At 63.4% G+C, this 22,398-nt stretch carries 20 protein-coding genes; 8 read left to right on the top strand and 12 right to left on the bottom strand.

The window, feature by feature from the left end; translation table 11 throughout:
• Window positions 1-284: 284 nt before the first annotated feature.
• The 3 genes from QRN51_RS05650 to QRN51_RS05640 form a co-directional block, all read right to left on the bottom strand.
• Window positions 285-1,478 (bottom strand): NAD(P)-dependent malic enzyme, encoded by a 1,194-nt coding sequence (locus QRN51_RS05650; protein WP_284988977.1) that lies wholly within the window; start codon window positions 1,476-1,478, stop codon window positions 285-287.
• A gap of 239 nt (window positions 1,479-1,717) precedes the next feature.
• Window positions 1,718-2,320 carry a TetR/AcrR family transcriptional regulator gene (locus QRN51_RS05645; protein WP_059388712.1) on the bottom strand — a complete coding sequence of 201 codons (603 nt, stop codon included), beginning with the start codon at window positions 2,318-2,320 and terminating at the stop codon, window positions 1,718-1,720.
• Between the two features lie 121 nt (window positions 2,321-2,441).
• Entirely contained in the window at window positions 2,442-3,770 is a 1,329-nt protein-coding gene (locus tag QRN51_RS05640; RefSeq protein WP_284988976.1) for an MFS transporter, read from the bottom strand.
• A 163-nt stretch (window positions 3,771-3,933) separates the two neighbouring features.
• Here QRN51_RS05640 and rraA point away from each other — a divergent pair, with 163 nt between their 5' ends.
• The 3 genes from rraA (at window position 3,934) to QRN51_RS05625 (ending at window position 7,894) form a co-directional block, all read left to right on the top strand.
• On the top strand, window positions 3,934-4,416 hold the full coding sequence (gene rraA, locus QRN51_RS05635) for a ribonuclease E activity regulator RraA (RefSeq protein WP_284988975.1): 483 nt from the start codon (window positions 3,934-3,936) through the stop codon (window positions 4,414-4,416).
• 106 nt (window positions 4,417-4,522) lie between these two features.
• Window positions 4,523-6,175, top strand: coding sequence for an MDR family MFS transporter (locus QRN51_RS05630; RefSeq protein WP_284988974.1), 1,653 nt, complete (start codon window positions 4,523-4,525; stop codon window positions 6,173-6,175).
• Window positions 6,176-6,433: 258 nt separating this feature from the next.
• On the top strand, window positions 6,434-7,894 hold the full coding sequence (locus QRN51_RS05625; RefSeq protein WP_284988973.1) for a sugar porter family MFS transporter: 1,461 nt from the start codon (window positions 6,434-6,436) through the stop codon (window positions 7,892-7,894).
• Window positions 7,895-7,971: 77 nt separating this feature from the next.
• Here the strand turns inward: QRN51_RS05625 and QRN51_RS05620 are convergent, their stop codons facing one another.
• The 3 genes from QRN51_RS05620 to QRN51_RS05610 form a co-directional block, all read right to left on the bottom strand.
• A complete protein-coding gene (locus QRN51_RS05620; RefSeq protein ID WP_284988972.1) occupies window positions 7,972-9,198 on the bottom strand; it encodes an MFS transporter in 1,227 nt (408 codons plus the stop codon).
• A gap of 44 nt (window positions 9,199-9,242) precedes the next feature.
• On the bottom strand, window positions 9,243-9,689 hold the full coding sequence (locus QRN51_RS05615; protein ID WP_284988971.1) for a MarR family winged helix-turn-helix transcriptional regulator: 447 nt from the start codon (window positions 9,687-9,689) through the stop codon (window positions 9,243-9,245).
• Between the two features lie 82 nt (window positions 9,690-9,771).
• On the bottom strand, window positions 9,772-10,275 hold the full coding sequence (locus QRN51_RS05610) for a GNAT family N-acetyltransferase (protein WP_059388716.1): 504 nt from the start codon (window positions 10,273-10,275) through the stop codon (window positions 9,772-9,774).
• 158 nt (window positions 10,276-10,433) lie between these two features.
• Between QRN51_RS05610 and QRN51_RS05605 the strand changes: the two genes are divergently transcribed.
• Entirely contained in the window at window positions 10,434-11,906 is a 1,473-nt protein-coding gene (locus tag QRN51_RS05605; protein ID WP_059388717.1) for an amino acid permease, read from the top strand.
• Window positions 11,907-12,087: 181 nt separating this feature from the next.
• On the opposite strand, the gene QRN51_RS05600 is transcribed toward QRN51_RS05605, so the two are convergent.
• Window positions 12,088-12,819 (bottom strand): NAD(P)-dependent oxidoreductase, encoded by a 732-nt coding sequence (locus QRN51_RS05600; protein ID WP_284988969.1) that lies wholly within the window; start codon window positions 12,817-12,819, stop codon window positions 12,088-12,090.
• A gap of 60 nt (window positions 12,820-12,879) precedes the next feature.
• Between QRN51_RS05600 and QRN51_RS05595 the strand changes: the two genes are divergently transcribed.
• Window positions 12,880-13,368 (top strand): MarR family winged helix-turn-helix transcriptional regulator, encoded by a 489-nt coding sequence (locus QRN51_RS05595; protein ID WP_284988968.1) that lies wholly within the window; start codon window positions 12,880-12,882, stop codon window positions 13,366-13,368.
• Between the two features lie 194 nt (window positions 13,369-13,562).
• Here the strand turns inward: QRN51_RS05595 and QRN51_RS05590 are convergent, their stop codons facing one another.
• From QRN51_RS05590 to QRN51_RS05580, 3 genes are all read right to left on the bottom strand, one after another.
• Window positions 13,563-14,711, bottom strand: coding sequence for a mannitol-1-phosphate 5-dehydrogenase (locus QRN51_RS05590; RefSeq protein WP_284988967.1), 1,149 nt, complete (start codon window positions 14,709-14,711; stop codon window positions 13,563-13,565).
• Window positions 14,711-16,666 carry a PTS mannitol transporter subunit IICBA gene (locus QRN51_RS05585; RefSeq protein ID WP_284988966.1) on the bottom strand — a complete coding sequence of 652 codons (1,956 nt, stop codon included), beginning with the start codon at window positions 16,664-16,666 and terminating at the stop codon, window positions 14,711-14,713. Before QRN51_RS05585 ends, QRN51_RS05590 begins: the two co-directional genes overlap by 1 nt.
• 69 nt (window positions 16,667-16,735) lie before the next feature.
• Window positions 16,736-17,458 (bottom strand): TetR/AcrR family transcriptional regulator, encoded by a 723-nt coding sequence (locus QRN51_RS05580; RefSeq protein ID WP_059388720.1) that lies wholly within the window; start codon window positions 17,456-17,458, stop codon window positions 16,736-16,738.
• A 117-nt stretch (window positions 17,459-17,575) separates the two neighbouring features.
• Here QRN51_RS05580 and ptsP point away from each other — a divergent pair, with 117 nt between their 5' ends.
• Together ptsP and QRN51_RS05570 are read left to right on the top strand one after the other, a co-directional pair.
• The gene (gene ptsP, locus QRN51_RS05575) at window positions 17,576-19,264 is read left to right on the top strand and encodes a phosphoenolpyruvate--protein phosphotransferase (protein ID WP_284988965.1); all 1,689 of its coding nucleotides are present in this window, start codon (window positions 17,576-17,578) and stop codon (window positions 19,262-19,264) included.
• 39 nt (window positions 19,265-19,303) lie between these two features.
• The gene (locus QRN51_RS05570) at window positions 19,304-19,582 is read left to right on the top strand and encodes an HPr family phosphocarrier protein (protein ID WP_234751838.1); all 279 of its coding nucleotides are present in this window, start codon (window positions 19,304-19,306) and stop codon (window positions 19,580-19,582) included.
• Window positions 19,583-19,792: 210 nt separating this feature from the next.
• On the opposite strand, the gene QRN51_RS05565 is transcribed toward QRN51_RS05570, so the two are convergent.
• Together QRN51_RS05565 and QRN51_RS05560 are read right to left on the bottom strand one after the other, a co-directional pair.
• Complete coding sequence (locus QRN51_RS05565) at window positions 19,793-21,049, bottom strand: acyl-CoA dehydrogenase family protein (protein ID WP_284988985.1); 1,257 nt, start codon at window positions 21,047-21,049, stop codon at window positions 19,793-19,795.
• 113 nt (window positions 21,050-21,162) lie between these two features.
• Complete coding sequence (locus QRN51_RS05560) at window positions 21,163-21,939, bottom strand: TetR/AcrR family transcriptional regulator (protein ID WP_284988964.1); 777 nt, start codon at window positions 21,937-21,939, stop codon at window positions 21,163-21,165.
• A 60-nt stretch (window positions 21,940-21,999) separates the two neighbouring features.
• Between QRN51_RS05560 and QRN51_RS05555 the strand changes: the two genes are divergently transcribed.
• Window positions 22,000-22,395: a helix-turn-helix domain-containing protein gene (locus QRN51_RS05555; protein WP_284988963.1), complete on the top strand. Its 396-nt coding sequence runs from the start codon at window positions 22,000-22,002 to the stop codon at window positions 22,393-22,395.
• The last annotated feature ends 3 nt before the right edge of the window (window positions 22,396-22,398 follow it).

The following is a 22,398-nucleotide window of genomic DNA, read 5'->3' as shown; positions in this document are numbered from 1 at the left end:
CATATCAGGCCCACATCCCAAACCATCGCTCACCTATTCGGCCCACATCCCAAACGCGCGCTCACATATTGGGCCAAAATCCCAAACGCCCGCGCACCTATCCGGCCCACATCCCAAACGCTCGCTCACATATCAGGCCCACATCCCAAACCATCGCTCACCTATTCGGCCCACATCCCAAACCATCGCTCACTTATCCCGAACGGCGGAACAAAAAGAACGACGGCGACCCTCCCCAGCACGGGAGGGTCGCCGTCGTCGGCTCGTAGGGTTAAGCGCGCGGGCTATTCAGCCGCCGCGGCGACCGCCGCCGTGACCGCAGGGGCAACCCGGGGATCCAGCGGGCTGGGCACGATGTATTCGGCAGAGAGTTCGTCCTCGGCGAGCTCGGCGATGGCGCGGGCCGCGGCGATCTTCATGGCCGGAGTGATGCGGCGTGCGCCGGCGTCCAAGGCTCCGCGGAAAATTCCGGGGAAGGCCAGGACGTTGTTGATCTGGTTCGGGAAGTCGCTCCGGCCAGTGGCCACGACGGCGGCGTACTTGACGGCGACCTCGGGCAGGACTTCCGGGTCCGGGTTGGACAGGGCGAACACGATCGAGTTCTCGTTCATGAGCTTCAAGTGTTCCTCGGCCAGCTTAGACGAAGAAACGCCGATGAACACGTCGGCGCCCTGCAGGGCCTCCGCAGGCCCGCCGGAAAGGGCGCGGGGGTTGGTGCGCTGGGCGAAGCGGGCCTTGACGCTGCCCGAATCGGCCACCAGGTCGGCGCGCTCGGCGTTGATGATCCCCTTGGAATCCAGGAGCACAACGTCCTTGACGCCTGCGGTCAGCAGGATCTCGGAGACCGCGATGCCCGCGGCACCAGCGCCGGAGACCACAACTTTCAGTCCTTCGAGCTCACGGCCGGTCACCTTGGCGGCGTTCGTCAAGGCCGCGAGAACCACGACGGCGGTGCCGTGTTGGTCATCGTGCATGACGGGGCAGTCGAGGGCTTCGATGAGGCGCTCTTCGAGTTCGAAGCAGCGGGGTGCTGAGATGTCTTCGAGGTTCACGGCGCCGAAGCTCGGACGCAGGCGGACCAGGGTCTCGATGATTTCGTCCACGTTGGTGGTGTTGAGGACCAAGGGGATGGAGTCGAGATCACCGAAAGCCTTGAAGAGCGCGGACTTTCCTTCCATGACGGGGAGGGAGGCGCTGGGTCCGATATCGCCCAGGCCCAGGACAGCGGTCCCATCGCTGACGACCACAACGAGCCGCTCTGCCCAGGTGTGCGTGCGTGCAAGCTCCGGGTTCGCGTGGATCGCGCGGCTCACTTCGGCGACGCCGGGCGTGTAGGCGATGGAAAGGTCCCGCTTGTTCAAAAGCGGCACGGTGCTGGACACGGAGAGCTTGCCGCCTTCGTGGGCGGTGAAGATTTCCTCTTCACTCAGCGCCAGGGCAGTCAGATTCTGTTCAGGGGTGATGGTCTCGACGGACACGTCGTTGTCTCCTCAGGCTAGCCGTGAACCCACGGCACAATTCGGGCAGGTATAGAGGCTTCGGTGCCGGACCAAGGGTGGCTGGTCCGTGCGGTGAAACTCCTGCGGATATGGGCTGCTAGCCGCTTGGGTCCTGTCTTCGTAGACAGGGGCCTGATAGGAAGACTAGAGACATCCAGTCTTAAACTCATACTTTTGGTCGTAGTGGTCTAGACCAATTACGGTGATTCCCCGAAAAGCTACGCGTCCGCAATCAACTTGCAGGCGTTCTTGAGGTCCTTCTCTGCGTCGAAAAGTGAGATCCGGCGGCAGTTGACGGACTGGACCAGACCACTGATGACGTGGAGCAGAATCCTAGCCCTCCCGGCATCGCCGATCGCAGCCGCGACCATCTCGGCCGAAAGCGCCTCGATATCGCGCAAGAGTACGGGGATGTCACCATCGCGGGTGTCCCACGTCCGGGACAGGCAGTGTTCTACAGCGGGTTGCATGACTCGCATGTGGAAAATTTCCATCCCGAGACCGGTGAGCTCTTGCTGGCTGCACCTCGAAGATGCCGGCTTGGCGTCGTTGAGTTCGCGGAGCTGCTGCCGGTAGACGGCGAGCATCAGATGGACCGTGGACGGAAAGTAACGGTAGAGCGTCCCCAGCGGAACGTGGGCCCGAGTGGATACATCCGAGAGGCTCACAGTATCGAACTGCCGCTGGGCGAATCCCGCGGCAGTCTTGAGTATCCGGGCGTAGCGCAATAGCTGTCTCGGCGTGGTGGGAGCAGCCGCCATTTGGGGCAACCCCGCGGCCAGATCCAGCGAATACGGTTCCAAGGAGTTCGGTTCGGACATTTCCGGCGTTCTGTTGGTTTGGGCTTCGTTCGGGGAGATTGCGCGGCCCCCCATAGACCGAGCGCGTCCTGACAATGATACGGCAGCAAGTTGTCAGTTCCCTGAGAACGGATTCCCAGGTCTACGCGACGCCCTTGATCTTCACGACGAAAACCGCTCCCAGCAAGCCAATGACCGCTGCGGCCACATACAGCGAGACGTAACCACCCCAGAACACAACGAAAATCGAGGCAATCGCCGGCGCGATCACCTGCGGCAAAGAGTTGGCGATGTTGATGACCCCAAGGTCCCTGCCCCGATCCAAGGCCGCAGGCAGCACTTGGGTAATGAGGGCGAAGTCGACCGCCAGATACGCACCGAAGCCCACGCCGAGCACCACGGCACCCGCAATGGCCCCCGTCCACGTGGGTTCGAACGCGAGGATCAACGCAGCTATCGAGATGACGACGGAGGAAGCAATGACCAACGGTTTGCGTTTGCCCATGCGGTCGCTGATGGCACCGCCCACCACGCTGGTGATGATCACCATGACGGCATAAAGGCCTGTCAGGATGAGGACGCCAAACTCCGGCTTGATCCCCTGCATTTCCTCGATATGCACGGCATCCTTGAGGAAGAAGAGCAAGTACAAAGTGACCATGTGGTTGCCGACATTGACCAGGAACCTCGTCAACCATGCCCACGCGAAGTCCGGGTATTTGACCGGCGAGATCCAAAAGCCCTTGACGAATGTCCACAGTATGAACGGTGGCCTGGCCTCGGGAGCGAGAGGCACGTCGCCATTCTTGAAAAGATAGAGCACGACGCCGGCCAGCAGCGCAGCGGCGCACAGGATGTAGCCGAGGGCAAAGTTCCCCGAAACTACGGAAGCGATGACTGCGCCAACGAGAATGCCCACCGTCTGGCCCATGGCCGCAAGGCCGCCGATCGCGCCGCGTTGGGGCACAGGCACACGGTCCGGAATAGCCGCCGTGATCGCCGCATAGGCACCGTTACAGCCGGCTTGGACGAGGCACCACAGAATAGTCATGACCGCCACGTTGGGAGCTCCCGCTAGCGCAAGCAATGCGGCGGTACCCAGGATGGCCCCGAAAAGCACCCAAGGGACTCGCCGTCCGAAGCGGGACGTGGTGCGATCGCTGAACGCTCCAAACAGGGGATTCGCGACCATAGACACCGCCGCACCACATCCCGTAACGAGCGCAAGGATGGCTTCCTTCTGGCCTTCGTCAAAGTGGATGGCCTGCTGTCCAAGCAGAACCTGGATCGGGCCGAAGAAGGCGGCGTTGATGCCAACATTGACGAGCACTACTCCGGTGACCCACAGCGAGCGGACGCGCTCCACGGGCTCGGCGAGCGCCGTCGTCGGGCCTTGCGTTCGCGAAGGATCGAGGGCAGGATCCGCCACCGGTCTTTCAGGCAATGAACCGGGCAGATCGGACAGGCTCATGACGGTACTCCCCTAGCCTCTGGACGTGTGAATTCAGCCTAGCGCCGAGGGAGCCTGCCCGGCTGTCATGAAGGCGTGTATGTGGACAACCGGCAAGCCCAGGACCCGCTATGGCTCGTCCGCACGCGTTAGGGTAACTCCAACGGACCGAGGAGGATCAACGATGAACAGCCCAGCGAACCCCATCAACACCGCCGATCTCTACGACGAGCGTGCCGAAGAAGTCGAGTCGATATCACTGCAGTTCCAGGACCTCGGCGGCATGTCCCACTTCAGCGGCCCCGTTCGCACCATCAAATGCTTTGAGGACAATGCGTTGGTGAAGACCATTCTGGCAACACCGGGCGAGGGCGCCGTGCTGGTGGTGGATGGTTATGGCTCCCTGCGCACCGCCCTCATGGGGGACATGATTGCCGAAAGCGCCGTCGCGAACGGCTGGGCCGGCGTCGTGATTAATGGGGCCATCCGCGATCGCGTGGCGATCGCGAAGCTGCCTCTGGGCGTCAAAGCCCTTGGTAGCAACCCCAAGAAGAGCTCCAAAGTGGGCCGTGGCGAAGTGGACATCGCCTTGGTGATTGACGGAGTGCACATCGAACCCGGCAACCTGATCTACTGCGATCCTGACGGGATTCTGGTGGAGCGGTGACATTTTTCTCGCCAATCGGGTAAGACAGGGAATACAGGAGCCATTAGGATAGTTACTGAAAGCAACTATCCTGCTTAGTCCCCTTACATCCACCCTTGGAGAAGCAATGTCCAACGCCACGCCTGTGCGGGCCGCCGGAGAGGTCTTGACACACCGTCAGACGCTTACCGTCATGGTGGGCCTCATGCTCGGCATGTTCCTGTCCTCCCTGGACCAGACCATTGTGTCCACGTCCATTTACACGATCGCCAACGACCTGGACGGCCTGTCCCTGCAGGCGTGGGCCACTACGGCCTACCTCATCACATCCACGGTGACCACCCCGTTGTACGGCAAGCTCAGCGACATCTTCGGCCGCCGCCCGCTGTACCTCGCCGCGATCCTGATCTTCCTCGCCGGATCCCTGTACGCCGGTTCCGTGCATTCCATGACCGAGCTCGCCATTGCCCGCGGCATCCAGGGCATGGGCGCCGGCGGTCTGCTGGCCCTCGCCTTGACGATCATCGGCGACATCGTTGCCCTGAAGGATCGTGCCAAGTACCAGGGCTACTTCATGTCCGTCTTTGGCGTTTCCTCGGTGCTCGGGCCCGTGGTCGGCGGTGCCTTCGCAGGCTCGGCCAACATCCTTGGCTTCGACGGCTGGCGCTGGGTCTTCTTCATCAACCTGCCCATCGGGCTGGCCGCACTGGCTGTGGTGTTCTTCTATCTGCACCTGCCCGCGAAGCACGTCAAGCAGAAGATCGACTACTGGGGCGCGGCAGCCATCACGCTGGCAATCGTTCCGCTGCTGCTCGTGGCCGAACAAGGCCGCAGCTGGGGCTGGACCTCCGGGAACGCATGGATCTGCTACGGGCTTGGCGTCATCGGCATCATCGCCTTCCTGCTGGTTGAGCGGCGTGCCGGCGACTACGCGCTGATCCCCCTTCGGCTCTTCAGGAACATCACTTTCGGATTGTCTTCCCTGCTGAACTTCATCATCGGCATCGGTATGTTCGGGGCCATCGCGATGCTCCCGATGTACCTGCAGCTGGTCAAGGGCCTCACCCCCACCGAGGCCGGCCTCATGATGATCACCTTCACGGTGGGCATCCTCTTCGGTTCCATTACAGCGGGACGAACCATCTCGGCGTCGGGCGTTTTCCGGATCTTCCCGATCCTCGGCACCGGCATCCTGACCGCCGCCGCAATCGTCATGGGTCTGTCCCTCGGCGTGGACACCGGCCTCTGGGTTCCCGGCCTGATCGCCGTCTTCTTCGGCATGGGCCTGGGCTTCTGCATGCAGCCGCTCACCCTGGCCATGCAGGTCTCCGTACCGCCTAAGGACATGGGCGTGGGCACGTCCACCGCAGCGTTCTTCCGTTCCATGGGTGGCGCCGTGGGTACCGCCGTGTTCATCTCGATGCTCTTCAGCCTGGCCGCCGACAAGATCGCCTCGGGCATGAAGGACGCCATGGGCAGCGCGGACTACCTCAAGGTGCTCAAGGATCCTGCGGTAGCCGCGGATCCTGCCAACGCCAAGCTGTACGACTTCTTCAAGAACGGCGCCACGAACGATTCGCTGAACGACACCAGCTGGCTGCACCACGCCAACCCGGCGCTCACCCGGCCCATCCTTGAAGGCTTCGCGCAGTCGATCGACACCGTGATGCTGACCGCCGCGGCGCTCACCGGCCTCGCGTTCCTCATCACCTTCGCTTTGCCGAACAAGAAACTCACGGATCCGAAGGCGGCAGCGAAGGAATCCGTCTCGGCCCACTAATATCTCGAACCGCGTCACGGCAGGCAGTCTTTTGGACTGCCTGCCGTTGTCGTTTCCAGCGTTTGCGCGGTGGAGCGCCCGACGGCGGCGCGAAAGTTTGCGTGGCGTGACACGTCCGGTGTGGCTGGTGGGGTTGACTGGAAGTCACGCTGGCGGCGTGCCACACTGTGTAGCGCGAGTGCACCGGCGTCCCCGTCGGAACCAGCTGCCGACGACGACCGCGCCGCACAATCCACCACATTTCCTCAAGGGAGAGCCATGCCCAAATCCAGCTCCGACAGCCGTTCCGGCGTCCCACGCAAAGTAATTGGCCTGGCCGTTGCCGGAGCAGTGGGCGGTTTCCTCTTCGGCTTCGATTCCTCCGTGGTCAACGGCGCCGTCGACGCGATGAAGGACGAATTCATGCTGAGCGAAGCCGTCACCGGCTTCGCTGTGGCGGTCGCGCTGCTCGGCTGCGCGGCAGGGGCGTACCTCGCGGGGAAGGTGGCCGACCGCTACGGCCGCATCCCGGCCATGAAGCTTGGTGCCGCACTCTTCCTGGTCAGTTCCATCGGGACGGGCTTGGCCTTCAGCGTCTGGGACCTGGTTTTCTGGCGGCTGGTTGGCGGCCTGGGCATCGGCCTCGCGTCGGTGATCGCGCCGGCCTACATCTCGGAAATCTCCCCGCGCCAGGTCCGTGGGCGGCTCGCGTCGCTGCAGCAGCTCGCGATCACCACCGGCATTTTCGCGGCCCTGCTGTCCGACGCGGTCCTGGCCACGTCCGCGGGAAGCGCCCACCACGCGTTGTGGCTGGGAATTGAGGCCTGGCGCTGGATGTTCATCGCGTGCGCCGTGCCCGCCGCGATATACGGCCTGATCGCCTTCCGGCTGCCCGAATCCCCGCATTTCCTGGTCCTCAACGGCAAGGAAGACACCGCACGCAAAATCTTCGACACCCTGATGCCCGGCGATGACACCGAACGCCACATCCGCGAAATCCGCGACTCGATCAAGCAGGACGAGCTCTCCACCAAGAAGGGCTCCCTCCGTGGCAAGGCGTTTGGCCTGCAACCAGTTGTGTGGATCGGCATCATCCTGTCCATGCTGCAGCAATTCGTCGGCATCAACGTGATCTTCTACTACTCCACCACCCTGTGGAAAGCAGTCGGCTTCCACGAGCAGGACTCCCTGACCATCTCGGTGGCAACGTCCGTCACCAACATCCTGGTGACCCTCGTGGCCATCGCCCTCGTGGACCGCATCGGCCGCCGGCCCATCCTGCTGGCTGGCTCGATCGGCATGGCCGTGTCCCTGGGTGCCATGGCGCTGGCCTTCTCTTCTGCCACCGGGACAGGCTCTTCGGTTTCCTTGAGCGGCGCCTGGGGTCCTGTGGCCCTCGGTGCCGCCAACGTCTTCGTGGTGAGCTTCGGCGCTTCGTGGGGACCGTTGGTGTGGGTGCTCCTGGGCGAGATCTTCCCGTCTCGCATCCGGGCCCGTGCGCTCGGCCTGGCCGCCGCAGCCCAGTGGATCGCCAACTTCGCCATCACCTTGAGCTTCCCCGTCATGGCGGCCGGTTCGCTTCCGCTGACGTACGGCATGTACGCACTGTTCGCGGCGGCGTCGTTCTTCTTCGTCATGTTCAAGGTGCCAGAAACCAACGGCATGTCCCTCGAACAGGCCGACACTTTGTTCGTCCCGAAGGGCTCCAAGCCTGCGGAGCTCGCGGTCACACCCCAGTAGCCCCCACCCAAGTGGATCGCAGTTGTTGTCGTTATGAGGCCTCAAAACGACAACGAATGCGAGTCAGTTGGGCCCTCCTACACGAGGTGCGGTTCGTGGGACTTCAGGAAGCGGCGGCCACCGGCGGCCACGAGGATCGCGAACGCGAGGGCAAGGGCGGCGGCGAAGAACGGCACCTGCGGGCCGAAGTGCTCACCCAGCTGGGCCGCGACAAACGGAGCCAGCGCCCCGCCCATCCAGCGCACAAAGTTGTAACCGGCCGATGCTACCGGACGCGGCGAATCGGAGACCTCCATGGCCAGTTCGGTGTAGAGCGTGTTGTTGATCCCCAGCAGGGCGCCCGCCACAATGACAAGCACGACGACGGCAGTCACCGAGTGCCCCGCGGCCAGTCCCAGCCCGACGAGGTCCAGCAAAAGAGCGGCGAGGGTGCCGACCAGGACGTTGGTGGTTCCGAAGCGACGCTGCAGCACGGGTGCCACGAAGACCGAGAACACAGCCACTGCTACACCCCAACCGAAGAACACGGCGCCGATACCGTAGGCGTCCATTCCAAGGATGAAGGGCGTGAAGGCAAGGATCGTGAAGAAGCCGTAGTTGTAGAACAGGGCACTGGCCGCAGTGGTGCGGAGGCCCTTGTGACCCAGGGCAAGGAGAGGGTCACGCAAACGGGCCTTCGTTGCCGGCGTCGGGGTCTTGGGCAACAAGGCCAGCAAGGCGATGAAGGAAACGGCCATGAGGACCGCGGTGCCGAAGAACGGCGCGCGCCACTGCCAGCCGCCCAGAAGCGCGCCGAGCAACGGGCCGAGGGAAATGCCCAAGCCAAGGGCTGCTTCGTACAGGATGATCGCAGTTCCGGTTCCACCGCTCGCGACGCCGACAATCACGGCGAGCGCGGTGGCTACGAAGAGAGCGTTTCCAAGTCCCCAACCCGCGCGGAATCCGACCAGCTCACCCACGCTTCCGGACAGGCCGGAGAGCGAGGCGAACACGACAATCAGGGCAAGGCCGATCATGAGCGTCTTCTTGCCGCCGATCCGCGAAGAGACGAACCCCGTCACGAGCATCGCCACGGCGGTCACCAGGAAGTAGCTCGTGAAGAGCAAAGAGACTTGGCTGGGGCTGGCCTGGAGGTTCTTGGCGATGGCCGGCAGGATCGGGTCCACCAAGCCGATGCCCATGAAGGCGAAGACGGCGGCAATCGCCGTGGCCCACACAGCCTTGGGCTGCTTGAGGAACGAAGCCTTCTCGGCCTCGAGTGTTTCTTCCGCTGGCTGCAGTTGCTCTGCGAGCTGGCCTTTCATGGACTGCTCTCCTAGTTTCTTGGCTTGTTCAGTACTTGGCTTGTTCAGTTCTGGACTGAATGGTTGATCTTGTCGAACACCGGAAGGGCGGCTTCCACGGCGTCGCGTTCTGCCTGGCTTAGCGTTCCGAGGATCCCGGCGATGAATTCGTTACGGCGACGGTCTGCGTTCTCGACGGCGGCACGCCCCGCCGCCGTCGCGGCGACGCGGACGGCACGGGAGTCGTCCGGGTCCGCTTCGCGTTTGACCAGGCCCGCGCGCTCAAGCTTGATGATCTGCTCCGTGGCACTGGGAACCTTGACCCCAAGGTTCCGTGCGATCCCACCGACGCGGGCACCGCCGTCGAGCGCCATCTTGAGGACGCCAAGCTGGGCAGAGCTGAGTTGCTCCTCGGAATCGAGGCGGCGCATCACGTAGACGCTCTGCCGCAAAGCTTCCCGGAATGATTGGGCGAGGGCAAGGAGCGCGTCGTCAACGTGACTGATATTCATATTTAGGTATCCTAACAGTTAGGCTGCCTAAATATCAAGGGGTGCGGGCCTTTGGTTTGGCGCGGCCTCCAGGCCGCCCGCGCTACAGCGCCAGCTTCATTCCCTCGTGACTTGCCACGAAACCAAGCCGCTCATAGAAGCGATGGGCGTCCTTGCGGGACTTGTCGCTGGTGAGCTGGACCAGGGTGCAGCCCCTGTTCCGCGCCTCTTCGATGGCCCATTGCATCATGGCCGCACCGACGCCGTGATCCCGCAACTCGGCGGCGACGCGCACGGCCTCGATCTGGCAGCGCAGCGAGCCCTTCCGGGCCAAGCCCGGGATGAAACTCAGCTGGAAAGTTGCAACGCAAGCGCCGTTCAAGTGGCCCACCACCAACAGTTGGGCCGGATCCTCGTTGATCTGCTGAAACGCCTGCAGATAGGGGCCGACATCCTCGGCATTTTCACGGGAACTGCCCAATTGATCGGCGGCGAGCAGTCTCAGAATGGCAGGGAGGTCCTCCCAATGGGCCCGGCGGAGCGTGAAGACGCCTTCGTCCAGAACCATGCTCAACAGCGGCTTCACTCCTGGATTTGCGTGACTCATAACACCAGCCTGACACAGGCTGGCGGCTTCGGTTTACGCGCCTTCATGAATTCTAGGTGAAACGATCAATCACAAATTCTTGAATGGTTCGAGTTAGTTTGGACTAGCAGAATTGTTAGCCACGTCACCATGCGGCGAATCACCCGAAGGATGCAGATATGTCCGACCAGACAACAACGGGGCAACGCACTGCCTCCAGCAAAGACAGCGAGCCGCATCTGGCACGCTCACTGAGCAACCGCCACATCCAGTTGCTTGCCATCGGCGGCGCCATCGGAACAGGCCTGTTCATGGGCTCCGGAAAGACCATCTCTGTCGCCGGGCCGTCCGTGATCTTCGTGTACATGATCATCGGCTTCATGCTGTTCTTCGTCATGCGCGCCATGGGCCAACTCCTGCTGTCCAACCTGAACTACAAGTCCTTCAGCGACTTCGCGGGCGACCTCCTCGGTCCCTGGGCAGGCTTCTTCACCGGCTGGACCTATTGGTTCTGCTGGGTGGTGACTGGCGTGGCCGATGTCATCGCCATCGCGGGTTACGCCAATGAGCTCTGGCCGGGCGTGCCGCTCTGGATTCCAGGGCTCGCGACCATAGTCATCCTGCTCCTCCTGAACCTCCCCACAGTGAAGGCCTTCGGCGAGACTGAGTTCTGGTTCGCGCTCATCAAGATCATCGCCATTGCCGCGTTGATCATCGTGGGCATCGTGATGATTTCCACCGGCTTCACGTCCGACGCCGGCGCCGCAAGCTTCACCAACCTCTGGAGCCACGGCGGCTTCTTCCCCAAGGAATTCATGGGGTTCGTTGCCGGCTTCCAAATCGCCGTCTTCGCCTTTGTGGGTATCGAACTGGTGGGCACCGCCGCGGCCGAGACCAAGAACCCGGAGCACAACCTGCCCCGCGCCATCAACGCCATCCCGGTCCGGGTCATGCTGTTCTACGTCGGCGCGCTCATCATCCTGATGTCCGTCATCCCGTGGACCGAGTTCAAAGCCGGCCACAGCCCGTTCATCGCCATGTTCTCCCTGGCCGGACTGGGCATCGCGGCCACCGTGGTGAACCTCGTGGTCCTGACTTCCGCCATGTCCTCGGCCAACTCCGGTATCTACTCGACGTCGCGCATGGTGTTTGGCCTGGCGAACGACGGCGATGCCCCCAAGATGTTCGGCCGTCTTTCGAGCCGCAAGGTTCCGCAGAACGCCCTGTTCCTATCCTGCGTGCTTCTCCTTGGCGGCGTCGCCCTGCTCTACGCGGGCAAAGACATCGGAGCAGCTTTCGACATGGTCACCACGGTGTCCGCCGTCTGCTTTATGTTCGTGTGGTCGATCATCCTGGCCAGCTACCTCGTCTTCCGAAAGCGCCGGCCCCAACTGCACGAGGCATCGACGTTCAAGATGCCCGGCGGGATCGTGATGGTGTGGGTGGTCTTCGCCTTCTTCGGCTTCCTGGTCTGGGCCCTGACGACGCAGCCGGACACCCTCACGGCTTTGCTCGTAACGCCCATCTGGTTCGCGATCCTCGCCGTCGCCTACGCCTTGGTCCGGAAATCGCCATTGCACCAAGCCCGCGTCGCCGAGTGGAAGGCCATGGCCGAAACCGAGACGGCCGCAGTCGAAACCGCCGCCCGCTAGGACGCCCGCTCACATGTAGCGGCCATCCTTCCGACGCGCGCTCACCTACGAGCCTTTTCGACGCAACGCCCGCTCACATATAGCGGCCATCCTTCGGACGCGCGCTCACCTATATGGGCAAAACCCGAAACCCTCCTTCACGTCATCACGCGAAGGAGGGTTTCGGGCATTCTGTGGCAGTTCATGACAGCTTTCCCGCAGGAACACTGTCCGGCGCGGCCTTCTTGCTGCTGGCCTCGCGGAAAAGCAGCTGAATGAGGCTCGGCTTCTGCGAAAAGGTTGCAACTGCTACGTTCTTGCGCACGAACTCGTCCGAAGTGAGTTGCCTCAGCATGGAGTCCGCCAGGTCGGCCCGCGACGTGAAAGTGCCATTTATGTAGTCAACGGCCATCTTGTATTCAGTCACGGAATCGGTTTCGAAAAGACCGGAAGGCCGCATGATTGTCCAGTCCAGGCCGCTGTCGACGACGGCGGCCTCCATCCGCCGCATGTCCTCGTACAGCGTCTTACCCAGCAACTTGGTGACGAGGGGCTGTAGCACCTTCTCGAAAAAGAATCCACCATGCGGGCCGGCCATAGTATCGGTAGCGCTGGAACTCACGCAGACCAATCGACGGACGCCATAGTTGCCCATTGCCCGGATGATGTTGCCCGTGCCTACTGAATAGACCGTGATCGGCTGGCGACTGTATGGAACACCGAGCGTTGAGAGGATGGCGTCCTTTCCTTCGACGACGGCGCCCACGTCCTCGAAGTTGTACACATCGGCGCCGACCACACTCAGGCCGGGAGCGGATAGCGGGAATTCGTGCGGCCTGCGCGCGACAGCGGTGACGACGTGTCCGGCGTCGAGCGCTTGTGCGGTGAGAATCCTTCCGGTGGGGCCGTTCGCCCCGAATACTGCAATCTTCATGTGATGCGGCCTCCGGTATTCTTGTCCTAGGAAAACCATACAATACAGAAACGATATCATATGAGTTCCATATCAAATCAAGAGGCGGCAACTCCGCGCCGTCGGCGGCGTGCTGTCGCTGAGCTCAAAGCCGAGCTTCGGGGCGTACGCGTGCAACTAGCCGTACTCAATCACCAGGTCGGCACCCAAGCCGAGCTGAAGGACGTTGACCTTGATTGTCTTGACCTGATCTCAAGCCGCGGGCCGCTCAGCCCGAGCATGTTGGCCAAACACGCGGGCCTGCACCCGGCCACCATGACTGGCATCCTCGACCGGCTTGAACGCGGAGGCTGGATTGTCCGGGACCGCGATCCGTCCGACCGGCGCGCCGTAGTGATCCGGGTTCTTCCCGACAGAAACGCCGAGATGTTCCGCCTCTACTCGGGAATGAACAGCCTCATGGACACCATCTGCGCAGACTACGACGACGCTGAAATCGCAGTCATTACCGACTTCCTGCGGCGCGTCCAGGCCGCCGGAAGAACGGCGTCGGAAGAATTCGGCAATTGATCGACGCTCGCTCACTTTTGGAGCCCAAAGCGCTCACCCTCCTTCACATCAGGTAAAGGAGGGTGAGCGGGCGTTCAGGAAAAAGCCGGCATATCCGAGCGAGCGTCCCGGAAAAGGCCCGCATATCTGAGCGGGCGTCGCGGGCCGGCTGGCACGCGGGCGCACCGGACCGCCAGCGGGCGTCGCCGGAAAGCCTAGGCCTCGGCCTTGCGGTCTTCGATCAGCTTTTGCACTTGCGGGAACAACGGGTGCGACGGCGGCAGTTCAGTGATCCGCTCAACCGCCTCGGCGGCGTCCATTTCCGAAAGCATCCGGGCGAGTTCCACGGCTTCGTCGTCGGCTCCGTCGTCGAAACGAAGGGCAGCCGACATCGCGTCGAGCAAGGCGACGGGAGTGACTCCGCGCTCGGCCAGTTCTGCCGCCGGGCCGATGAACCGTTCGTGCCGGCCCAACTTCCGGAGCGGAGCACGGCCAACCCGGTTCACGGTGTCCGGCAAGTACGGGTTGGTGAAGCGGGACAGGATCTTCTGCACGTACGCTTCCTGCTCAGTTTCGACGAAACCGTGCTTGGCCACGAGAAGCTGTTTGGTCTCCTCTAGCACGGCACGCACCCGGGCGGCCACGGAGGCGTCGGCCATCGCATCGGAGATCTTCTCCAGGCCGGCGCCGTAGCCGAAGTACGCTGCCGAGGCATGTCCTGTATTGACCGTGAACAGCTTCCGTTCGATATACGGACCGAGCTCATCCACAAAGGTCGCGCCGGGGATCACTGGCGCCGCCCCCGCGAACGGCGTGCGGTCGATGACCCACTCGTAGAAGGTCTCCACAGTGACGTCCAGGCCTTGGCCCGGCGCCTGGTTGGGGACAATCCTGTCCACCGCCGTGTTCGCAAACACGGCGGTGGAGGACAGGTCACCGGCGGCACCGTCCCAAGCGGCTTCCACTTCGGAATGCAGGAGGTCCGTGGCGTTGATGGCGTTCTCGCAGGCCATGACCTTGAGCGGAGCCAACGACGGCGAGCGGCCGGCGATGCCGCGCGCGATCACGGGTGCCACGAACTTGAGGATGTGCGGCCCGACCGCCGTGGTGACGAGGTCCGCCGTCGCGATTTCCGCGACGACGGCAACCTCTTCGGTGCCCGAATTCAGGGCCCGGAAACCGGACACGGTCTTGACCGCCGCGTTTTCTCCGACCTCGTGGACCTCGTAGGAGGACGCGGAGGCGAGTTGGCTGATCAAGGCATCCGCTACATCGGCGAAGACCACCTCATATCCGGCCTCGTGCAGCAGCAAGCCGACGAATCCCCGTCCGATGTTCCCTGCCCCAAAATGGACTGCCTTCACTATGCGTTGACCTTCCCGAACAGATCCAGCACTTCCTGAACCGACGTGGCCTGTTCAAGCTGGGCCACTTGCGCCTTGTCCGTGAAGATCTTGGCGATGGAGGACAGGATGTGGAGATGCTCGTTGTTGATGCCAGCGACGCCGACGACGAACTTGACCTGCTTACCGCCCCAGTCGATGCCCTCGGGATAGCGGACGATCGACACACCGGAGTGCAGGATGTGGTTCTTGGCAGCGTTCGTGCCGTGCGGGATGGCCAGGAAGCTGCCCATGTACGTGGACACGGATTCCTCGCGCTCATGCATGGCGTGAATGTAGCCCATGTCCACGGCGCCACGGTCCAGCAGGAGCTTGCCTGCTTCGTCGATGGCCGAGTCACGATCAGTCGCGGTGCCTGTGAGGATCACGCTTTCGGGGAGCAGGACATCCTTGCCCCCGACGGCGGTTGGCTGGGCTGCGTGGGCACCGGCGGCCGGTTCGGCAACCGCCGTCGAGCCCTCAGCGCCGGATCCGGCGTTGCTGCTCTTGACCAGTTCCACGATCTCCTCGTACCGGGGACTATTCATGAAGTTGTCCACGGAGACGTGCACGGCGCTGGAGGTGACCGGACGCGCGCGTTCTGTCAGGTCCTGGTGCGTGACCACGACGTCGTAAGTGTCGCTGAGGTTGGCAATGGCCGAATTGGTGACCTTGACGTCCGCGAAACCGGCTGCCTTGATCTTGTTGCGCAGGACCGAGGCACCCATCGCGCTGGAGCCCATGCCGGCGTCGCACGCGAACACGATGTTCTGGATAGGACGGGTCAGGACGGCGGTACCGCCGCCGGCGCCCAGGAGGGTGGAGGAAACGGAGCTCTTTTTGCCCTTGAGTTCTTCCATCCTGGACGTTGCCTGGCCCAGCGCGTCCACATCGGTGGTCTTGCTGGTCCGCAGGATCACGGAGGCGATCAGGAAGGACACTGTGGCTGCGAGGAGCACGGACAGGGCGACACCGAAATAGCTGTCTTTCGCTGTCGCGGCAAAGACGGCGATGATGCTGCCAGGGGCTGCCGGCGAACGCAAGCCCGCGCCGGTGACCACCAAGGTGAAGATGCCGGTCATGCCGCCCGCGATCGTGGCGAGGATGAGGATCGGCTTCATGAGAATGTACGGGAAGTAGATCTCGTGGATACCGCCGACAAACTGGATGAGCGCGGCGCCCGGAGCGGATGCCCGTGCCAGGCCCTTGCCGAAGAACATGTACGCGAGCAGGACGCCGACGCCCGGGCCGGGGTTCGCCTCGAGCAGGAACAAGATGGACTTGCCGTTTTGCAGCGCTTGTTCCGTACCGAGCGGAGTGAGGATGCCGTGGTTGACCGCGTTGTTGAGGAACAGGACCTTGGCGGGTTCGATGAAGATGCTGGTCAGTGGCAGAAGTCCGTTGTGGACCAGGAACTCGACGACGTTGCTCGCGCCGTCGCTGAAGGCCTTAACAACCGGACCGATCACCAGCATGCCGAAGATGGCCAGTGCGGCACCGACGATGCCTGCGGAGAAGTTGTCGATCAGCATCTCGAAGCCCGGCTTGACCCGGCCCTCCCACACCTTGTCGAGCTTCTTCATGATCCAGGCTGTGAGCGGGCCCATGAGCATGGCACCGATGAACATCGGAATATCCGTACCCACAATCACACCCATGGTGGCGGCGGCTCCAACCACGCCGCCGCGGATGCCATGGACCGCCCGGCCGCCGGTATAGCCGATCAGCAGCGGCAACAGGTACGTGATCATGGGGCCCACGAGTTTGGCCAGGTCCGCATTGGGGAAGAACCCTGCCGGGATGAACAGGGCGGTGATGATGCCCCATGCAATAAAGGCCCCGATGTTGGGCATGATCATGCCCGAGAGGAACGTTCCGAACTTTTGGACACCAACGCGCACGCTGGTGCGCGGTTTCGCAACTGACGCTGTTGCCATTGTGTGAATTCCTAACGTGAGTCCCGCATCAATGCGGAATCAGTCGATATCTATCGAAGGAGGACAGCTCTAGGAGCTGCTGGAGATTCGGTGAAGCCATTCAAGGAACAGCTTCAGTTCCGAACTGGATAGCTGGTCTGAATGCGAGGCTTGGAGTGCCGCATTCAGCGCGATTGCCGCAACAACAACGGACGACTTGCCGGAGTCGTCTGCTGCGGCGCCACGGGCTGTTTCCGTGGACACGGCGAAAATCATGGAATCCCGGGTCATGGTGGAAAGTTCGAGGTTCCGGTCTTCCAGGGGCTCTGCAATGAGCATGAGCGTGACGCCAACGTTGGCCGCCAGGATGCTTCTGGCCGCCTCACGCGGGGGTACGTTGATCTGCCCGGCAATGGCCGCCTTGCTCAGCATCTCCTCCAGAAGCGACTCGGCATCAGCCACGATGGCCGGCCTGCTTTCCGGACGGATGTTGCCGAACATTACCAGGTAAAGGTGCGGTTGGGTAAGTCCGAACTGGACGTGGTTGTCCCACATCCGGCGGACGTCCTCCAGGGGAACCCCAGAGGGAGCGAAGTCCCGCTCTCCCGCCACATACTCCTCGAAGCCGGCCGCGACGACGGCGTCGAACAGCCCCTCCTTGTCGCCGAAGTGGTGGTAAAGCGTGGGCGCCGTGACGCCGGCAAGTTTGGTGATTTGGCGCGTAGAGACCGGCGACCCATCCGAATTCGCCAGCAACTCGGCAGCTGCACGGAGCAGCCGAGTTTTGGGCGGAAGCTGGTCATCGAAACTCATAGCCGCTACCCTAGCACCTATAGCAACGCTATATGAAGTGAGTCACAGGAGATTTTTTCGGATCCCGAGGCGCCGCAGCCGCCGGGTCCGATCCGAGAGCAGGAACAGAGGATTTCAGTGCAGAATTTCCAAGGAGTAGGCGTCAGCCCGGGCCGCGTCATTGGCACTATCCGTCAGATGCCCAAACCAGTCAGCGAACCGCCGTCGGGAGAGCAGCTAGCCGCATCGACCACCGCGGAAGACGCCGTCGCCGGCCTCAAAGCGGCGGCCCAGTCGGTCCACGACGAACTCAAAGCACGCGCGGACAAGGCCAGCGGCGACGGTAAGGCCGTGCTGGAAGCCACCGCGCTCATGGCCAAGGACACCATGCTTCTGAAATCGGCCACCAAGCTCATCAACAACAACGGCAGCTCCGCCGAACGCGCCATCTGGGAAGCCGGTGCCTCCGTGTCCGAAATGCTCCACAACCTGGGCGGATACATGGCCGAGCGCGCCACCGACGTCCTGGACGTCCGCGCGCGGATCGTCGCCGAACTCCGCGGAGTCCCCGCCCCGGGGATCCCGGCATCGGACACTCCGTTCATCCTCGTGGCCGAAGACCTCGCTCCCGCCGACACCGCAACGCTGGACCCCGCCGTCGTGACAGCACTGGTCACCTCGGGCGGCGGACCGCAGTCCCACACCGCGATCATCGCTCGCTCGCTCGGCCTGCCCGCGGTTGTCGCGGCCCGCGGAGTGGACGAAATTCCTGACGGCGCAGAAGTCTTTGTGGACGGCGCGGCCGGCTCACTCTCCCTCGAACCCAGCGAAGAACAGCGCGCGGCTGCCCTCGCATGGGTCGAAAACGCCGCCACTCTGGCGGTCTTTGACGGAAACGGCACGACGGCGGACGGCCACTTGGTGCCCCTCCTCGCCAACGTCGGCGGCGCCAAGGACGCTGCCGCGGCTGCTGCGCTCGGCGCCCAGGGCGTGGGCCTTTTCCGCACCGAATTCTGCTTCCTGGAACGCGACACCGAGCCGACCGTGCTGGAACAGGCCGCCGCGTACAGGGGTGTGTTTGACGCTTTCCCGGGCAAGAAAGTTGTACTCCGTACCCTCGACGCCGGCGCTGACAAGCCCCTTCCGTTCCTCACTGACGCCACCGAACCCAACCCGGCCCTCGGCGTGCGCGGCTACCGCACCGACTTCACCACGCCCGGTGTTTTGGACCGCCAGCTCGAGGCCATCGCCATCGCTGCCGACGAAACAGAAGCCGAGGTGTGGGTCATGGCACCCATGATCTCGACCGCCGCCGAGGCCGCCCATTTCGCGTCGATGTGCGATGCCGCGGGAATCAAGACGCCCGGCGTGATGGTGGAAGTTCCCTCCGCGGCATTGACTTCGGCGTCGGTCCTCCGACACGTGGGCTTCGCGTCCCTCGGCACCAACGACCTCACCCAGTACGCCATGGCCGCCGACCGGCAACTCGGCCCCCTCGCCGAACTCAACACCCCGTGGCAGCCCGCCGTCCTGCGCCTCGTTCAGCTGACGGTGGCGGGCTCGGCGGAAGAGGGCCACGGCAAGCCGGTTGGTGTCTGCGGTGAGGCTGCCGCGGACCCGGCCCTCGCCGTCGTGCTCGTTGGCCTGGGCGTGTCCACGCTCTCCATGACCGCCCGCTCGCTGGCCGCCGTCGGAACCGTGCTCAAAACGGTGACGCTGGAACAAGCGCAAGAGCTGGCCCGGCTGGCGCTCAGCGCACCCGATGCGCTTGACGCGAAAGCCTGGGTCCGCGCCAAACTGCCGATCCTCGAAGAACTCGGGCTCTGAGCCCCGCTGTACTGCCCCACCTGAACACAAGGAGAAACCATGCCCGAACGCACCGCCACCATCGCCAGCCGCTCCGGACTGCACGCCCGTCCGGCGGCGATCTTCGCCGAAGCCGCGGGGGAATCCCCGGTTGAAGTGACCATCGCGATGGCCGGTTCGCCTGCCGATGACGCGCTCGACGCCGCCAGCATCCTTTCGCTCATGACGCTCGGCGCGGCGAAGGGCGACGTCGTGGTGCTTCGGGCCGAGGGCGACGGCGCCGACGCTGCCCTCGATTCCCTGGTGACACTGTTGGAAACGGACCTCGACGCGGAGTAGGGGCGTCCCCCTCAAACGCTCGCTCACATATGGTGGCTTCCCGCCAGACGCTCGCTCACATACGGTGGCCTCCCGCCAGACGCTCGCTCACCGTTGATTGGCGAGCGAGCGTTACGTCGATTGCGCTCATATCTGAGCGAGCGTCCGGGATTTTGGGCTCATATCTGAGCGAGCGTCCGGGGGGCCGCGCCGGGGGCGGGGGATACCGCCTTAGGCGAAGGCGGAGATACCCGTGATCGAGCGTCCGATGATCAACGCTTGGACAGTCTCTGTGCCTTCATAGGTATGGATGCCCTCTATGTCGGCGAAGTGCCGGGCCACGCGGTTGGCCAACAAGATCCCGTTGCCACCGAGCAGGTCGCGGGCGTTCGACGCGATGCTGCGGGCAGTGCGGGTGCACGTGAACTTCGCGAGGGCCGCCTGCGCGGGAGTCAGCACGCCCTCTTCGTCCAGCTTGGTCATCTGCATGACCATGAGCTGCATGGTGGCGAGCTCCGAATGCATCCGGGCAAGTCGCTCCTGCACAATCTGCGAAGCGGCCAACGGGCGGCCGAACTGCCGGCGTTGGGCCGCGTACTGCACCGCGGTTTCGTAACAGGCAGTGGCGTGCCCGACGGCGGACCAGGCCACTCCCAGCCGGGTCGCCAGGAGCACCCGGGCTGTGTCCTTGAAACTCCGGGCACCCGGGAGCGCGTTTTCCGCCGGGACGAAGACATCCTCAAGGCGGATGTGTGCCTGCCAGATTGCCCTGAGTGACAGCTTGCCTTCAATGGTCGTGGCGGAGTACCCGGGGGAATCCTGGGGGACGAGGTATCCGTGAACCTGCCCGTCGTCGCCGCGGGCCCAGACGACGGTCAGCCCGCCGATTGAGCCGTTGCCGATCCATTTCTTTTCACCGTTGAGCACATAGCCGCCGTCGACGGCGGTCGCAGTCGTCTCGAGTCCCACCGAATCGGAACCGTGCGCGGGCTCGGTCAAGGCGAAAGCGCCATATTCCTCGGCCCGGGAAAGCGCGGGAAGCCAACGGTCCTGCTGCTCTGGGGAACCGCATTCCGCCACGGACCGCAAAGCCAAGCCGCCCTGGACTGCGACGACTGTGCCGATGGAGCCGTCCCCGCGGCTCAGTTCCATGGTGACCAGTCCGGCGGCGGTTTTGCTCATGGCCGGGAACCCGTCGACGTTGATTCCGTCGCGCAGCAGATCAAGTTCACCCAGGCGCTTCACCAGATGGAGCGGATACTCCGCGCGCTCCCAGTACCCCGCGATGACCGGGAGCACGTCGTCCTGGACAAAGGTCCGCGCGCGGTCCCAGTAGGCGCGGTCTTCGCGGCTAACGTCCTTGAAGACGGAGGCCGGGTCCGGGTCCAGGGATTCGTTCAGGACATACTCGGGCTCCATGGTGCCAGCCGGAAAAGCTGCGCCGACCGGGAATATGGCATCCAGTTCCTCGGAAGCGCTGTTGGACATCGTGGTCATGGGGGATCCTCGCTCAGGGTTGCGATCTACGACTCCCAGCATGCGCTGACACTCAGTTTCATGTCAAGGAACTCAGTTCCAACCATGGATTCTGCTGGATCGAACTAAGCCAGCGCGTCCCGGACCGCTTGAATGATCTCTTCCGTACCCGCTGCCGGATCGAGGACAGCAACCACGACGGCGGGCCGGCCGCCTGGCGCGGACGCGGCACCGGCTGCGTCGCTACCCGCCTCGCCGGTTGAAACATGGGCGAAAGTGTCCGCCAACGCGCCCAATTCACGCCCGAGCCGCGCGGCCAGCTCTTCGGCTTCAGCTTCCCGCACATCGCGCTCCGCGCCTGTGACGCGCTCCGCACCCGCCTCGCGATCGCCAGCAGAAATAGCGCGCAGCCACTGGCGCAAGACGCTGTTGTGCACAGCAACCACCGAAGCGGCAAAGGCCACGGCCGTGACCTCGCGGCTTTCGCCCTCGGGCAGCGCGGAAAGAAGATGATTCCGGAAAGCCCGTTGATAGCGATGCGTCGTGACCAGTTCACGGTCACGAAGAGCCGGCACTTGATGCAGAAGCTCGTAGCGGGCGAGGGAGGTTCTCCAGTTGCCCACATGGTGGCCAAAAACCAAGAGCGCGGCATCCACGACGGCACGCAACGGATCCGCCGTCGTCCGCGCAAGGAGGTCCTGGACCCGCGCCAGAATACGGTCGTGATCAGCGAAAACAATGTCCTCTTTGGAGCCGAACTTGCGGAAAAACGTGCTCCGGCTGATCCCTGCGGCATCGGCAAGGTCGTCCACGGAGGTCGCGTCATAGCCTTGCCGCACCAGTAGATCGATTGCCGCGGCCACGGCGAGCGCGGGATCCGGATTGGCGGGGTAGTTGACCATAGGCGTGAATCTAACACGGCGGCGTAACCGCACAGCCTTGAGCGCGGCTAGGCTTCTGCCATGGCATTGATAGCTCCCCGCGTGACGCCTGGCTTGCCCGCGGACGACGCCCGTAACCTGGCGCGCTCACTCCAGGACAGCAACGACATCACCGTCTTCGTGGATGGCACGGTCCACCGGCTGCCGGATGAGGCGAGGGACGCCGTCGTCGACCTCCTTGGCAGGCTGGGCCGAGGTGAAGCTGTGACCGTGAGCAGCGTCGAGGAAATGCTCACGACGTCGAGGGCGGCCGAACTCGCGGGAATCTCGCACACCTACCTGCGGAACATGACTGACCGTGGCGAAATCCCGGTGGAATACCGCGGCACGCATCGGCGCATCAGGCTCGCGGACATCATGGCGTGGCTGGAAACCCAGAAGAAGACGGCCGCGGCGGAAGAGGAAAGCAACAAGTAGAAA

The sequence above is a fragment of the Arthrobacter sp. efr-133-TYG-120 genome (assembly GCF_030209785.1).
In the GTDB taxonomy this organism is placed as follows: Bacteria; Actinomycetota; Actinomycetes; order Actinomycetales; family Micrococcaceae; genus Arthrobacter.
The sequence above is the reverse complement of the archived record's forward strand: the minus strand, read 5'-3'. Positions and strand labels throughout refer to the sequence as shown.